This is a genomic window from Burkholderia sp. A2, assembly GCF_001729305.1.
Lineage (GTDB): Bacteria > Pseudomonadota > Gammaproteobacteria > Burkholderiales > Burkholderiaceae > Burkholderia > Burkholderia sola.
In genome coordinates this window covers 225,746-239,234 of sequence record NZ_LZXX01000081.1, presented here as the reverse complement: position 1 = coordinate 239,234, position 13,489 = coordinate 225,746, and the positions used below count along the sequence as shown (strand labels likewise).

The 13,489-nt window shown below is 66.4% G+C and carries 10 protein-coding genes; 8 read left to right on the top strand and 2 right to left on the bottom strand.

All coding sequences use genetic code 11. From position 1 onward, the window contains the following. Positions 1–18: 18 nt before the first annotated feature. From A9Z05_RS06970 to A9Z05_RS06935, 8 genes are all read left to right on the top strand, one after another. Complete coding sequence (locus A9Z05_RS06970) at positions 19–2,082, top strand: NADH:flavin oxidoreductase (protein WP_006488987.1); 2,064 nt, start codon at positions 19–21, stop codon at positions 2,080–2,082. A 3-nt stretch (positions 2,083–2,085) separates the two neighbouring features. Beyond that, positions 2,086–4,011, top strand: a complete 1,926-nt coding sequence (locus tag A9Z05_RS06965; RefSeq protein ID WP_069617438.1) for a (Fe-S)-binding protein — start codon at positions 2,086–2,088, stop codon at positions 4,009–4,011. 4 nt (positions 4,012–4,015) lie between these two features. Beyond that, positions 4,016–5,185 carry an electron transfer flavoprotein subunit alpha/FixB family protein gene (locus A9Z05_RS06960; protein ID WP_069617437.1) on the top strand — a complete coding sequence of 390 codons (1,170 nt, stop codon included), beginning with the start codon at positions 4,016–4,018 and terminating at the stop codon, positions 5,183–5,185. Then, positions 5,182–5,967: an electron transfer flavoprotein subunit beta/FixA family protein gene (locus A9Z05_RS06955; protein WP_069617436.1), complete on the top strand. Its 786-nt coding sequence runs from the start codon at positions 5,182–5,184 to the stop codon at positions 5,965–5,967. The genes A9Z05_RS06960 and A9Z05_RS06955 overlap by 4 nt, the downstream gene beginning before the upstream one ends. Before the next feature lie 53 nt (positions 5,968–6,020). After that, positions 6,021–7,262, top strand: coding sequence for an SRPBCC family protein (locus tag A9Z05_RS06950; RefSeq protein WP_069617435.1), 1,242 nt, complete (start codon positions 6,021–6,023; stop codon positions 7,260–7,262). A 30-nt stretch (positions 7,263–7,292) separates the two neighbouring features. Further along, positions 7,293–8,441 carry a hybrid-cluster NAD(P)-dependent oxidoreductase gene (locus A9Z05_RS06945; protein ID WP_069617434.1) on the top strand — a complete coding sequence of 383 codons (1,149 nt, stop codon included), beginning with the start codon at positions 7,293–7,295 and terminating at the stop codon, positions 8,439–8,441. Positions 8,442–8,575: 134 nt separating this feature from the next. Further along, entirely contained in the window at positions 8,576–9,439 is an 864-nt protein-coding gene (locus A9Z05_RS06940) for a glycine betaine ABC transporter substrate-binding protein (protein WP_069617433.1), read from the top strand. Between the two features lie 225 nt (positions 9,440–9,664). Continuing rightward, positions 9,665–11,320 carry an APC family permease gene (locus A9Z05_RS06935; RefSeq protein WP_069617432.1) on the top strand — a complete coding sequence of 552 codons (1,656 nt, stop codon included), beginning with the start codon at positions 9,665–9,667 and terminating at the stop codon, positions 11,318–11,320. 166 nt (positions 11,321–11,486) lie between these two features. Here A9Z05_RS06935 and purU read toward each other — a convergent pair whose 3' ends face one another. Together purU and A9Z05_RS06925 are read right to left on the bottom strand one after the other, a co-directional pair. Next, entirely contained in the window at positions 11,487–12,371 is an 885-nt protein-coding gene (gene purU, locus A9Z05_RS06930; RefSeq protein ID WP_069617431.1) for a formyltetrahydrofolate deformylase, read from the bottom strand. Between the two features lie 190 nt (positions 12,372–12,561). After that, on the bottom strand, positions 12,562–13,467 hold the full coding sequence (locus tag A9Z05_RS06925) for a LysR family transcriptional regulator (protein WP_069617430.1): 906 nt from the start codon (positions 13,465–13,467) through the stop codon (positions 12,562–12,564). Between the last annotated feature and the right edge of the window lie 22 nt (positions 13,468–13,489).

The window sequence follows — 13,489 nt, the reverse complement described above, 5'->3', positions numbered from 1 at the left end:
CGCCAGAGGTCGCCAGCGATGCGTTATCCCCACCTGTTCAAACCCATGCAGCTGAACCAGCTGACGCTGCGCAACCGGATCGTCAGCACCGCGCACGCGGAGGTGTATGCCGAGCCGGGCGGCCTGCCGGGCGACCGCTATATCCGCTACTACGAAGAAAAGGCGAAGGGTGGCGTCGGCCTGGCCATCTGCGGCGGGTCGAGCCCGGTATCGATCGACAGCCCGCAAGGCTGGTGGAAATCGGTGAACCTGTCGACCGACAAGATCATCGATCCGCTCACGCGCCTGGCCGACACGATGCACAAGCACGGTGCGAAGATCATGATCCAGGCGACGCACATGGGCCGCCGCTCGTCGTTCCACGGCGAGCACTGGCCGCACCTGATGTCGCCGTCGGGCGTGCGCGAACCGGTGCACCGCGGCAATGCGAAGATCATCGAGATCGAGGAAATCCGCCGCATCATCGGCGATTTCGCGGCGGCCGCGAAGCGCGTGAAGGCGGCCGGCATGGACGGCATCGAAATCTCCGCCGCCCACCAGCACCTGATCGACCAGTTCTGGAGCAAGCGTTCGAACCACCGCACCGACGAATGGGGCGGCAGCCTCGAAAACCGCCTGCGCTTCGGCATCGAAGTGCTGACGGCCGTGCGCGAGGCGGTCGGCAAGGACTTCTGCGTCGGCCTGCGCATGTGCGGCGACGAATTCCACGAGGACGGCCTCGATCACGAAGCGCTGAAGGAAATCGCGCAGGCGATGTCGGAGACGGGCCTGATCGACTATCTGAGCGTGGTCGGCTCGGGTGGCGATACGCACAACACGATCGCGAACTGCATGCCGCCGATGGCGTTGCCGCCGGAGCCGTTCGTGCACCTCGCGGCCGGCATCAAGTCGGTCGTGAAGATTCCGGTGATGCACGCGCAGAGCATCCGCGATGCGGGCCAGGCCGAGCGCCTGCTCGCGAACGGGATGATCGACCTGGTCGGCATGACGCGCGCGCAGATCGCCGATCCGCACATGGTGATCAAGATCCGCGACGGCCGCGAGGACGAAATCAAGCAGTGCGTCGGTGCGAACTACTGCATCGACCGCCAGTACAACGGCCTCGACGTGCTGTGCATCCAGAACGCGGCGACGTCGCGCGAAGCGACGATGCCGCACATCATCGAGAAATCGCGCGGCCCGAAGCGCAAGGTCGTGGTGGTCGGCGCCGGCCCGGCAGGGCTCGAGGCCGCTCGCGTCGCGAAGCTGCGCGGCCACGACGTCGTGCTGTTCGAGAAGAACGCGGAAGTCGGCGGCCAGGTGATGATCGCCGCGAAGGCGCCGCAGCGCGAGCAGATGTCGGGGATCATCCGCTGGTTCGACATGGAAACGAAGCGCCTGGGCGTCGACCGGCGTCTCGGCGTGGCCGCCGACGAGAAGATGATCATGGCCGAGAAGCCGGACATCGTCGTGCTCGCCACCGGCGGTTCGAGCTTCACGTGGCAGGTGCCGGCGTGGGGCGTCGCCGAAGGCCTCGCCGTCAGCTCGTGGGACATCCTGACCGGCAAGGTCGAGCCGAAGCAGAACGTGCTGCTGTTCGATGGCGTGAGCACGCATGCGGGCGCCGGCGTGGCCGACTTCATGGCGAGCCGCGGCTCGAAGGTCGAGGTCGTCACGCCGGACGTGAAGGTCGCCGACGACTGCGGCGGCACGACGTTCCCGATCTTCTATCGGCGCCTGTACGCGTTCGGCGTGATTCCGACGCCGAACACGATGCTCGATCGCGTCTATGAAGAGAACGGCAAGATGATCGCCGTGCTGCGCAACGAGTACACGGAAGAACTGGAAGAGCGCGCGGTCGACCAGGTGGTGATCGAGAACGGCTCGTCGCCGAACGACGAACTGTACTGGAAGCTCAAGCCGGAATCGGTGAACCGCGGCCAGATCGATCCGCACACGCTGTTCGCGGCCGAGCCGCAGCCGTGCCTGTCGGAAGAACTCGGCAACGGCCGCTTCCTGCTGTTCCGTGTCGGCGACTGCATCTCGATGCACAACGTCCACGGAGCGATCTACGACTCGCTGCGTCTCGTGAAGGATTTCTAAAAGATGAACCCGTCCTTCCTCATTACCGCCCTGTTGTGGCTGTCGGTGGCGGGGCTCGCGTTCGCGGTCGCGAAGCGTTCTTCCTACTGGCGCCTGGGTCGGGCCACGGCGCCCGGCGCGTTCGGCGTCGCGAACCTGTTCGCGATTCCGAAGCGTTATTTCGTCGACCTGCACCACGTGGTCGCCCGCGATCCGTACATCGCGAAGACCCACGTCGCGACCGCCGGCGGCGCGATCGGCGCGCTCGCGCTGGTGTTCGTCAACTACGGCCTCGCGATCTACTCGCCGTGGCTCGATAAGCTGATCTTCCTCGCGGCGCTCGCGATGCTGGTCGGCGCGGTGTTCGTGTGGCGCCGGCGCGCGGCGAAGGACGTGCCGGCGCGCCTGTCGCGCGGCCCGTGGAATACGCTGCCCTGGCTGCTCGGTTCGTTCGCGCTCGGCCTCGTGCTGTTCATGCTGGTGCCGACCGGCGCGATGTCGGGTGCGTTCGCGGTGCTCTGCGCGCTGCTGATCGGCGTCGGTGCGTTCACGATGACGGTCGGCGCCGCGAAGGGCGGCCCGATGAAGCATGCGATCGCCGGCCTGCTGCACCTCGCGTTCCACCCGCGCCAGGAGCGTTTCGCGGCCACGCGCGAATCGTTCACCGGCAACGGCACGGCCACGCCGCCGACCGCGCTGAAGCTGCCGGACATCGACCATCAGGAGTACGGCGTCGCGAAGCCGGTCGAATTCCGCTGGAACCAGCTGCTGAGCTTCGACGCGTGCGTGCAGTGCGGCAAGTGCGAAGCCGCGTGCCCCGCGTTCGCGTCGGGCCAGCCGCTGAATCCGAAGAAGCTGATCCAGGATCTCGTCGTCGGGATGGCCGGCGGCACCGATGCGGCGTACGCGGGCAGTCCGTCGCCGGGCATTCCGGTCGGCCAGCATCGCGGCGAGCCGAACGGCCCGATCGTGTCGGGCCTGATCGAGGAACAGACGCTGTGGTCGTGCACGACCTGCCGCGCGTGCGTGCAGGAATGCCCGATGCTGATCGAACACGTCGATGCGATCGTCGACATGCGCCGCAACCGCACGCTCGTGCACGGCACGGTGCCGGGCAAGGGCCAGGAGGTGCTCGCGAACCTGCGCGAGACCGGCACGATGGGCGGCTACGACACGGCCGCGCGCTATGACTGGTCGGTGGACCTGAGCGCGCCGGTCGCGCAGCCGGGCAAGCCGGTCGACGTGCTGTTCGTCGCGGGCGAAGGTGCATTCGACATGCGCTACCAGCGCACGCTGCGCGCGTTCGTGAAGGTGCTGAACAAGGCGGGCGTCGACTACGCGGTGCTCGGCCCGACGGAAACCGACACGGGCGACGTCGCGCGCCGGCTCGGCGACGAAGCGACGTTCCAGCAGATGGCGAAGCGCCTGATCGGCACGCTCGGCACGCTGTCGTACAAGCAGATCGTGACGGCCGACCCGCACGTGATGCACAGCCTGCGCAACGAATACCGCGCGCTCGGCCTGCGCGTGACGGTCAAGCATCACACGACCTATCTGGCCGAACTGGCCGACAGCGGCAAGATCGCGCCGAAGGCGGTCGAGGCGCTGCAGGAGAAGCGCACGACCTATCACGATCCGTGCTACCTCGGCCGCTACAACGGCGAGACGGAAGCGCCGCGCAAGCTGTTGAAGACGATCGGCATCCAGGTCGTCGAGATGGAGCGCAACGGCATGCGCGGCCGCTGCTGCGGTGGCGGCGGCGGTGCGCCGCTGACCGATATCCCCGGCAAGCAGCGCATCCCGGACATCCGCATCGCCGACGCGCGTACGATCGGCGCGGACGTGGTCGCGGTTGCGTGCCCGAACTGCACGGCCATGCTCGAAGGCGTCGTGGGCCCGCGCCCCGACGTGCTCGACGTCGCCGAACTCGTCGCCGCCTCGCTGGAGTGAATCGATGAATACGATCAAACGAATCGATCCGCGCCGGCCGTTCATCATCACGGCCGCCGGCCTGAAGCGCATCACGCTCGGCGAGGAAGGCAGCGCCGATGCGAACGCCGCGCAGTGGTCCGCGCACGGTCATGGCGCCGCGGCCGCGAAGCCGCGCCGCGTGCTGCAGGACCCGAAGCACGTGATGCTGGTGGTCGCCCATGGCGAGCGCGGCGCGCTCGACGACCATTCGCGTCAGGCGATTGCCGCCGCCGCCGTGCTCGCCGATGCGCAGACGGAAGTCGCGCTGCTCGCGTTCGGCGAATTGAAGGACGACGTGGCCGAACTCGGCGTCGACAAGCTGCTCGAGCTGACCGGCTTCGATCGCCGTGCGTTCGATCCCGAAAGCGAACTGCAAGCATTGCAGGCGTGTGTTGCCGCACTGGCGCCGAAACACGTGTTCGTGCCCGACAACGCGACGGGCGACGGCGATCTCGGCCGGCGTTACGCGGCGGCCGCCGGCGCGAGCGTCGCGACTCACGTCGTCGAAATCGACGCGAAGCATGTGGGTACGTATGCGCAGGCCGGGCGGGCGTTCGCGACCCGCACGCTGCCCGACGTGATCCTGCTCGCGCAGAACGCGGTGGAAGCGAAGCTGCCGTTCGTCGGCGCTGGCGAGCGCGTGGCGGCCGATTTCATCCGCCCGGCGCATGACGCCGCGCAGCCGTACCGCGATCTCGGTCTCGACGAAATCGACGCGGCCCAGGTCGCGCTCGAGGAAGCCGATTTCATCGTGTCGGCCGGCAACGGCGTGTCCGACATCGGCGCGTTCGAGCGGCTGGCCGAGGTGTTCGGCGCGGCGATCGGCGCGAGCCGCGTCGCGGTCGACAACGGCCACTTCACGCGCGACAAGCAGGTCGGCGCAACTGGCAAGACGGTCGAGGCGAGCGTGTACATCGCGTTCGGCATCTCGGGCGCGGTGCAGCATTTGCAGGGGATCAAGGACTGCCGCCACGTGATCGCGGTGAACCTCGACGGCAGCGCGCCGATCGCGAAGCGCGCGAACCTGACGGTGGTCGGCGACGCGCAGGCGACGATCGCCGCGCTGATCGAACAGGTCCAGGCCGCGCGGGCCGCGCGCGGCGAATCGCCGGCCGCGGTCGGCACCCGCGAACCCGAAGGAGTCGCCGCATGAACGCCCCCCGCCCCTTGCAACGCATCGCGGTGCTTGTGTCCGTCGGCCGGCATCCGGTCAGCGGTGTCGCGCGCTACAGCCGCAACGATGCGGCCGCGCTCGAAACCGGCCGGCAGCTCGCCGAGAAGCATCGCGCGACGCTCGACGTGATCCACGCGGGCGACCCCGCTAATGCGGCGCTTGCCGAATATCTCGCGCTCGGCGCACGGGAGGTCGAAGTGCTGGCCTGCCGCGACGGCGACGATGCCGTGCACGCGCTCGCCGCGCGTGTCGAAGGCTACGACCTCGTGCTGACCGGCACGCGCGCCGAGGGCGCGTACGACACCGGGATGCTGCCGTACCGCGTCGCCGCGGCGCTCGGCTATCCGCTCGTCGGCTCGGCCGTCGACGTGACGGTCGAAGACGGCCGCGCGGCGGTCCGGCAATTTTTGCCGAAAGGGCTGCGGCGGCGTGTCGACGCGGCGCTGCCGGCCGTCGTCGCCGTCCACCCGCTCGCCGGTGTCGAGCCGCGCTATGCGTATGCGCGGCTGCGCGCCGGCGCGATCCGGCCGGCGCTCGCGGCGCCCGGCGCGGATGCCGATGCGGCCGCTTGGACGGTCGGCCCGGTCGAGCGTAAACCCGTAAAACTGGTCGCCGCCGAGAAGCGCTCCGGGCATGCCCGGATGCTGTCCGCGACGACGACCGAAAGCCGTGGCGGCAACGTCGTAAATGAAGGGAGTTCGGTCGAAAAAGCACAAGTGATCCTCGCGTATTTGCGCGAGCATCAGCTCATCGACTACTGATTTTGATGCCTGTCGGCAAGAAACCCAGGGATGCAAGGAATCCGGAGCAAACGATGAAAGTATCGGCAGACATTCGTGCATTGATCGAACGCCGCAAGGCAGGCTACAGCCTCGAAGCGCCGTTCTACACGAGCGAGGACATCTTCGCGCTCGACATGGAGGCGATTTTCCGCCAGCACTGGATCCAGGTGGCGGTCGAACCGGACATTCCCGAGCCGGGCGATTACGTGACCGTGGAACTCGGCAGCGATTCGATCCTGATCGTGCGCGACGACGACATGGCGATTCGCGCGTTCCACAACGTGTGCCGTCACCGCGGCGCGCGCCTGTGCAACGAAGACAAGGGCTCGGTCGGCAACATCGTGTGCCCGTACCACAGCTGGACGTACAACCTGACGGGCCAGCTGATGTTCGCCGAGCACATGGGCGAGAAGTTCGACCGTTGCAAGCACAGCCTGAAGTCGGTGCACGTCGAGAACCTCGCGGGCCTGATCTTCATTTGCCTTGCCGACGAGCCGCCGGTCGATTTCGCGCAGATGCGCGCGGAGATGGAGCCGTACCTGCTGCCGCACGATCTGCCGAGCACGAAGATCGCCGCGCAGATCGACATCATCGAGGAAGGCAACTGGAAGCTCACGATGGAGAACAACCGCGAGTGCTATCACTGCGTCGCGAACCATCCGGAGCTGACGATCTCGCTGTACGAATACGGCTTCGGCTACCAGCGCTCCGACGCGAACGCCGAAGGCATGGACGCATTCGCTGAAACGTGCGTGCGGCGCGGCAAGGAGTGGGCCGAGATGGGCCTGCCGTCCGCCGAAATCGAAAAGCTGCTCGACGTGACGGGTTTCCGCACGCAGCGCCTGCCGCTCGACCGTCACGGCGAATCGCAGACGCTCGACGCGAAGATCGCGTCGAAGAAGCTGCTCGGCGGCTTCGACAAGGCCGACCTCGGCGGGCTGTCGTTCTGGACCCAGCCGAACTCGTGGCACCACTTCATGAGCGATCACATCGTGACGTTCTCGGTGATCCCGCTGTCGGCCGGCAAGACGCTCGTGCGCACGAAGTGGCTCGTGCACAAGGACGCGAAGGAAGGCATCGACTACGACGTGAAGAACCTGACGGCCGTGTGGAACGCGACCAACGACCAGGATCGCGCGCTCGTCGAATTCTCGCAGCGCGGCGCGACCAGCAGCGCGTACGAGCCGGGCCCGTATTCGCCGTACACGGAAGGCCTCGTCGAAAAATTCTCGGCCTGGTACATCGGCCGGCTCGCCGAACAAACCGGCGCGTAGTCGTCAGCGGAACAGCAAGCGGAGTTAGAAATGATGCGAGATGCGGCCAATTTCGAGCCGGCGGACAGCCGGGTGACGCACCCGGCCTTCTGGAACGCGCTGCCCGAGCGCTGGACGAGCGACGTCGAGGAAACGCTGGTGTGCTGCCACGTGCGGCAGGAAACGCACGACGTGAAGAGCTTCTTCTTCCGTTCACCGCAGGGCCGCACGTTCTCGTTCGAGCCCGGGCAGTTCATCACGCTCGAGCTCGACATCGACGGCGAGACGATCAACCGCTGCTACACGATTTCGTCGTCGCCGGCGCGGCCGCACACGATTTCGATCACGGTGAAGCGCGTGCCGGGCGGCAAGGTGTCGAACTGGCTGCACGACAATCTGCAGCCGGGCGCATCGGTGCGCGTGCTCGGCCCCGCCGGCGAATTCACGTGCGCGCGCCATCCGGCGCGCAAGTACCTGTTCCTGTCGGCCGGCTCGGGCATCACGCCGCTGATGTCGATGAGCCGCGCGCACCATGATCTCGCGGAAGATCGCGACATCCTGTTCGTGCACAGCGCGCGCACGCCGGACGACATCATCTTCGCGCGCGAGCTCGACCTGATCGCGTCGAATCACACGAATTTCCGCACGTCGTTCGTCGTCGAGCGCGTCGGCGCACGGACCAACTGGCCGGGCGTCACGGGCTTCCTGACGCTGCCGCTGCTGAAGCTGATCGCGCCGGATTTCATGGAGCGCGAGATCTTCACGTGCGGCCCCGCGCCGTACATGAAGGCCGTGCGCGACCTGCTCGACGAAGCCGGTTTCGATCGCAAGCAGTATCACGAGGAAAGCTTCTCGTTCGAAACGCTCGCGCAGACCGCGAGCGACGAAGTGCTCGCCGAACTCGTGCCGCCGGCGGAAGGCGGCGACGCCGCGACGAAGCAGTACACGGTCAGCTTCGCGAAGAGCAACCGCGAGATCGCGTGCGGCTCGGAGCAGCACGTGCTCGACGCGGCGCGCCAGTCGGGCGTGCGGCTGCCCGCATCGTGCACGCAGGGCATGTGCGGCACCTGCAAGGTGAAGCTCGTGTCGGGGCAGGTCGAGATGAAGCACAACGGCGGTATCCGCCAGCGCGAGATCGATCAGGGAATGGTGCTGCTGTGCTGCAGCAAGCCGCTGTCGGATCTCGTGATCGACAAGTAGTCGAGATGCACCATCGACGGTCCGGGCGCGTCGCGTCCGGACAAGCATCTGTCGGAAAACAACGATACCGCGGATTTGTGGTTGAAGAACCTAGAGAGACAACGCGCACGGTGCGCAGACCAAGGAGATCGACCATGAAATTGTTCGGAAAACTGTTTTGGACCGGCACCCTGTCGGCGATGGTGGCATTGAGCGCATCGGCGCTCGCCGATACGAAGCCGACGCTGAAAATCGGGTACGTCGAAGGCTGGGACGACAGCGTCGCGACGTCGAACGTCGCGGCCCGCGTGATCGAGAAGAAGCTCGGCTACGAGGTGAAGCTCGTGCCGGTCGCTGCCGGGATCATGTGGCAGGGCGTCGCGCGCGGCGATCTCGATGCGACGCTGTCCGCATGGCTGCCGGTCACGCACGGCTCGTACTGGAGCGAATACAAGAGCAAGGTCGTCGACGTCGGCGCGAACTTTCCCGACGCGAAGATCGGCCTGATCGTCCCGGATTACGTGAAGGCGAAGAGCATCGAGGATCTGAACGCCGAGAAGAGCAGCTTCGGCGGCCGCATCGTCGGCATCGATGCCGGTGCGGGCGTGATGCGCAAGACCGACGAAGCGATCAAGAACTACGGGCTGAGCTACACGCTGATGCCGAGTTCGGGCAGCGCGATGACGGCCGAGTTGTCGCGTTCGGTCGGCGCGAACAAGCCGGTGATCGTGACCGGCTGGGCGCCGCACTGGATGTTCGCGAAGTGGAAGCTGCGCTTCCTCGAGGATCCGAAGAAGGTGTTCGGCGGTGCCGAGCACGTCGACAGCGTCGTGAATCCGGGCCTCGAAACCAAGGCGAAGCCGGTCGTCGCGTTCCTGAAGAAATTCCAGTGGAAGCCGGGTGAAATCGACAGCGTGATGCTGGCGATCCAGAACGGTTCGAAGCCGGAAGCGGCCGCGGATGCGTGGATTGCAGCGCATGCCGACCGCGTGAATTCGTGGACCGAAGGCGCGCAGTAAGCACCTCGACATACGTCGTACGAATCGTCATAAAAATACGCCGGGAATGGCATGCAGGAATCCGAAATAATCAGGATGCAATGCGGCCATATCCCGGAATTCTTTTGCGGATTCTGCAAAAAAGCGCGTAAGTTGTTACACTAGCGCCCTTGTGCGGAATCATCTGCTTTGCATCGGAGCAGCGTAAACGCTGAAGCGCTTACGTTGATCGAGAGGAGGAATTGGATGAGTCAAGCAGGACTGCGTGCGAATCGCACCAGTGATGTCGAGGCAACCATCTCACATGATTCGACGGGCCACACGCTGCATCGTGGCCTGACCTGGAAAGACGCTTTTTGGGTGACGAGCGGCGTGCCGGCAGGTGTGCTGTTCACGATCGGCGGCGTATGCGCGACGATCGGCCAGCCCGCGTGGGCGATCTGGATCGCCGCGATCACGATGGGGCTGATTCAAAGCGCGACTTATGCGGAAATATCCGGGCTATTTCCCCATAAATCGGGCGGCGCGTCGGTGTATGGCGCGATTGGCTGGGTCCGTTACAGCAAGCTGATTGCCCCGGTTTCCGTGTGGTGCAACTGGCTCGCGTGGTCGCCGATGCTTGCGCTCGGCTGCGGCCTCGCAGCGAGCTATGCGCTCACGAGTCTCTTTCCCGCCAATGCGGCGGTGCTGCACTGGCAGCTCAAGGTAGCGGATCTCGGGTTCATCAAGCCGGGTCTATCCCTGCGAATCAACGCGACGTTCATCATCGCGACGATTCTGCTTCTCATCACGTTCAAGCTTCAGCACAGCGGCGCGTCGAAGGCCGCACGTACGCAGCGCATTCTCGGCATTGCGTCGCTCACGCCGCTCTTGATCGTCGGCATCGTGCCGTTCGTCACCGGCGACGTGCCGATGTCGAACCTGCTCCCGTTGCTGCCGCTCGGTCACGACGCGCAGGGCAATCTCACGGCCGCGACCTTCGGCTCGTGGAACGGGCAAGGCGTGACGATGGCGCTCGGCGCGATGTTCATGGCCGGCTGGGCGTCGTACGGTTTCGAGACGGCCGTCTGCTACACGCGTGAATTTCGCGATCCGCGGCGCGATACGGCCAAGGCGATCTTCTGGTCGGGTGCGCTGTGTCTCGTCGTGATGACGCTCGTCCCGCTCGCGTTCCAGGGTGCGCTCGGCACGCAGGCGATGCTCGATCCGGCGATCGGCGACGGCACCGGCGTCGCGGCCGCGATGGCGAAGATCGTCGGTGGTGGCGCATGGGTCGCGAATGCGGTCGTCGTGATGCTGATGCTGTCGATCCTGCTGATCGTGATGACGTCGATGATGGGCTCGTCGCGCACGCTGTACCAGGCGTCGGTCGACGGATGGCTGCCGAAGTACCTGTCGCACGTGAACGAGCACGGCTCGCCCACGCGCGCGATGTGGACCGACCTCGGTTTCAACCTCGTGTTGCTGATGATGTCGGACTACATGACGGTGCTGTCGATTTCGAACGTCTGCTACATGCTGTTCGTATTCCTGAATCTTCAGTCGGGCTGGATCCACCGGATGGATCGCGGCAACTGGGATCGGCCGTTCCGCTGCCCGACCTGGCTGCTCGTCGGTGGCGCGATCTGCGGGTACGCAAACCTCGTCTACGTCGGCGCGGGCGCGAACCTGCAAGGCGAAGGCACGCTGCGCAACGGGCTGATCGCGATGCTGCTGATCGTGCCGGTGTTCCTCTATCGCCACTACTGGCAGGATCGCGGCCGTTTCCCGGCGCAGATGCAGCGCGACATGGAGCTGGAAGTGCCGAAGCGCGCGCTGTGGCTGAGCCTGATGCCGTATGCGGCGCTGATCGGTGCGGGGTTGACGATCGGGTTGTCGTACTACTTCGCGTGGATGAAGTGACGCGGTAATGCGCGCGTGTCGCGGCACGCGATGGCTTCGGAAACCGCACACGGGGCCATCGCGTGAAGCGCCGGCGCAACACGACGACAAAAAAGGCCCAACCGGTTGCATGCCGGTTGGGCCTTGTTCGTTTACACCGCGTTCGAGCGCGGCTGCGATGATCGGGTTACGGGAACACCACCGTCCGATCCCCGTTCAAGAACACCCGTCGCTCGATGAACGCCTTCACCGCACGCGCGAGCGTGAGGCTTTCGACGTCGCGCCCCACCGCGAGCAGTTGCTCCGGCCGCAGCGCATGATCGACACGCTCGACGACCTGCTCGATGATCGGGCCTTCGTCGAGATCGTCGGTGACGAAGTGTGCGGTCGCGCCGATCAGCTTCACGCCGCGCGCATGGGCCTGGTGATACGGCTTCGCACCCTTGAAGCCGGGCAGGAACGAGTGATGGATGTTGATCGCGCGGTTCGCGAGCTTCGCGCTCGTCTCCTGCGACAGCACCTGCATGTAGCGCGCGAGGATCACGAGCTCGGCGCCGCTCGATTCGAAGAAGTCGAGCCATTGCGCTTCCTGCTGCGCCTTGGTGTCGGCCGTGATCGGGAAGTGGCGGAAAGGCAGCCCGTGCTGTGCGGCGAGCGGCTCGAAGTCGGGGTGGTTCGACACGATGCCGACGATGTCCATCTTCAGCTCGCCCATCCGCCAGCGGAACAGCAGATCCGCGAGGCAGTGCTCGAGCTTCGACACCATGATCAGCACCTTCGGCCGCGCGTTGACGTCGTGGATCGCCCATTGGATGTCGCCGTCGTGGCCGCCAAGTCCGGCCGCGATCGGCCCGAATTCCTGGCGCAGCGCGTCGATCTGCAGCGTCTCATCCGTCGGATGAAAGACGCAGCGCACGAAGAAGCGGTTGCTGAGATCGTCGTCGAACACGTTCAGCGCATCGACGTAGCAGCGATGGCGATCGAGAAAGCCGACGACGGCGGCGACCTGACCGGCCGCGCTCGGGCACGATAGTGTCAGGACGAATTGATCGGGGCGGTGCTCGGCGGTCATGAGACTCCTCGGATGGCATGGGGGCGCATGGCCGCGCGACGGCGCACGACAGCGCCGCGCCGCGCGGGTAGCGGGAGGCTCAAGTAAATCAGGACGATTCCGGGGCGGATAGAACCAACGCGCCGTGTGGCTGGTATCGGCGCGCCAGCGGGGCCGGGAGCGGGGAAGGGGAACGGGCGGGCGCGCCGCGTCAGGCCGCCGCGCACGCGTCCAGCAGCCAGCGCCGGAACACGTGGGTCGCGTCCGGCTCGGGCCGCTGCGGCGGGCGCACCAGGAAGTAGCCGCGCGACGTGACGACGGGCGCGTCGACCAGCTTCACGAGCTGGCCGGACGCGACGAGTTCGTCGACGAGCGGCGCCCAACCGAGCGCGACGCCTTCGCCGAGCAGCGCCGCATGAATCACGAGCGCATAGCTGTTGAAGGTCACGCCGCGGGCGGCGGCCGGCGGTTCGAGCCCGTGTGCGTCGAACCAGCCTGACCACGACAGCCAGCGCTCGGGGCGGGTCGGCTGCACGTGCAGCAGCGGCAGCGCGAGCAGGTGGTCGGCCCGCGCGACGTCCGGGTGCGCGTCGCGAAACGCGGGCGAGCAGACGGGCGTGACGGATTCCGGAAACAGCCGCGCGGCCGTGCACGACGGCCAGTGGCCGTCGCCGAACAGGATCGCGATGTCACCGTGGTCGCGCTGCGCGTCGTAATCCTGTGACGTGACGACGCGCACGTCGACGTCCGGCATCACGTGCTTCAGCCCGCCGAGGCGCGGCATCAGCCAGTAGGTTGCGAAACCGAAATCGGTGACGATCGTGAGCGCGCCGTGCTCGCGGCGCGCACGCAGCGTCGCGGTCGCGCCGCGCAGCGTGTCGAGGCTCAGCCGCACGGCTTCGTACAGGCACTGGCCGTCGGCCGTCAGCGTGACGCCGCGCGGGCTGCGTTCGAACAGTGGCACGCCGAGTTCGGCTTCGAGCTGGAACACCTGCTGGCTCACGGCCGGCTGCGTCGAGCCGAGCTCGCGCGCGGCGGCCGTGAAGCTCGCGAGCCGGGCGGCCGATTCGAACGCGCGCAGCGCCTGCATCGACGGTAACGGTTCGGATTTCGACATAAGTCCCTCTAATGGCCCCATA